Origin of the sequence: Burkholderia sp. E168m23 (assembly GCF_016586125.1) — a bacterium.
Taxonomy (GTDB): Bacteria; Pseudomonadota; Gammaproteobacteria; order Burkholderiales; family Burkholderiaceae; genus Burkholderia; species Burkholderia orbicola.
Map to the genome: position 1 here is coordinate 1 of NZ_BCPP01001236.1, position 1,690 is coordinate 1,690.

The following is a 1,690-nucleotide window of genomic DNA, read 5'->3' on the forward strand; positions in this document are numbered from 1 at the left end:
TACGACATCGCGGCGTCGGCCGCCACCGAAAACTGGCAGTCGGTGCAGGCCTACGAGGCACGCGTGCAGACGCTGTTGCAGGACGTCCTCCAGGCAGGCCGGCAAAACGGCGAGTTCGAACGCAAGACGCCGCTGGACGAAACCGCGACGGCGATCTACCTCGTGATGCGGCCGTACCTGAACCCGCTGCTGCTCCAGTACAACCTCGACACGACCGACGCCGCGCCGGCCCAACTGTCCAGCCTCGTCCTGCGCAGCCTCGCGCCGTGATGCGTCACCGTTTGTGACTATTGACCATATTAGTCACTAGATACACAATGAAAGCCCCGCTCACTTCGTCACTGGGTCTTTCATGGTTCGGCGTCGCCCCGCTTTCTTCGCAGTCGCTTCCGCACTGCCCCTCGCGCTAGCCGCCTGCAGCGGAAAAGCGCCGTCCGATCCGCGCACGGAGGCGCCGCTCGTGCGTACCGCCGTCGTGCAGGCGGCCGTTCCCGCGTCCCGCTCGTTCACCGGCACCGTCGCCGCGCGCGTGCAGAGCGATCTCGGCTTCCGGGTAGCCGGCAAGGTGCTGGAGCGGCTCGTCGATACCGGTCAAACCGTCAAGCGCGGCCAGCCGCTGATGCGGCTCGACCCGGTCGACCTGAAGCTCGCGGCGCGCGCCCGCGACGAAGCCGTCGCCGCCGCACGGGCGCGCGCGCGGCAGACCGCCGAGGACGAAGCGCGCTACCGCGACCTGCGCGGCACCGGCGCGATATCGGCATCGGCCTACGACCAGATCAAGGCCGCCGCCGATGCCGCGAAAGCGCAACTGAGCGCCGCCGAGGCCGACGCCGACGTCGCGCGCAACGCGACCGGCTATGCGCAACTCGTCGCGGACGGCGACGGCGTCGTCATGGAAACGCTCGCGGAGCCCGGCCAGGTCGTCAGCGCGGGGCAGCCGGTGGTGCGGCTCGCGCACGCCGGCAGCCGCGAAGCCGTGATCCAGTTGCCCGAAACCCTGCGTCCGGCGATCGGGTCGGTCGCGCAGGCCGGGCTGTTCGGCAAGCCGGACGTCGGCGTCCCCGCGACGCTGCGCCAGCTTTCCGATACCGCGGATGCGAGAACGCGTACTTTCGACGCGCGCTATGTGCTGCAAGGCGCGCTGGCCGACGCCCCGCTGGGCGCGACCGTCACGATCCACATCCCGGACGACGCGCGCACGGCTTCGCCACGCGGCATGCAGGTGCCGATCGGCGCGCTGCTGGACGCGGGCAAAGGGCCCGGCGTGTGGGTCGTCACCGGTGAACCGGCCAAGGTGACGTGGCGGCCGGTCAAGGTCGAGCATCTCGACGACGACAGCGCGCGCGTGGCCGGCGACGGCGCGCTCAAGCCAGGCGAGCGCGTCGTCGCGCTCGGCGCGCAGCTGCTGCGCGAAGGCGAAGCGGTGCGCGTGTCCGCGCCGGCCGCGACGGTCGCGAGCGCAGGAGCACGGCCGTGAGCGAGCGACGATTCAACCTGTCGGCGCTCGCGGTACGCGAGCGCGCGATCACGCTGTTCCTGATCTGCCTGATTTCGCTCGCGGGCCTCGTGTCGTTCTTCAAGCTGGGCCGCGCGGAAGACCCGGCGTTCACGATCAAGGTGATGACGATCATCACCGCATGGCCGGGCGCCACCGCGCAGGAAATGCACGACCAGGTCGCCGAAAAGATCG

At 70.3% G+C, this 1,690-nt stretch carries 2 protein-coding genes and 1 pseudogene; all 3 read left to right on the forward strand.

Annotation, left to right across the window (positions count from 1 at the left end; genetic code table 11):
- Positions 1-270 (forward strand): annotated as a pseudogene (locus JMF90_RS36075) (TetR/AcrR family transcriptional regulator); the annotation flags it as partial.
- An 82-nt stretch (positions 271-352) separates the two neighbouring features.
- Entirely contained in the window at positions 353-1,477 is a 1,125-nt protein-coding gene (locus tag JMF90_RS36080; protein ID WP_201317284.1) for an efflux RND transporter periplasmic adaptor subunit, read from the forward strand.
- Positions 1,474-1,690 (forward strand): efflux RND transporter permease subunit (locus tag JMF90_RS36085; protein ID WP_201326250.1); only part of this gene is annotated, 217 nt, incomplete at its 3' end. The genes JMF90_RS36080 and JMF90_RS36085, both read left to right, overlap by 4 nt.

Bases quoted from the DNA above. Each gene is read 5' to 3' on its own strand.
- JMF90_RS36080 (WP_201317284.1), top strand. From the start codon at position 353: ATGGTTCGGCGTCGCCCCGCTTTCTTCGCAGTCGCTTCCGCACTGCCC.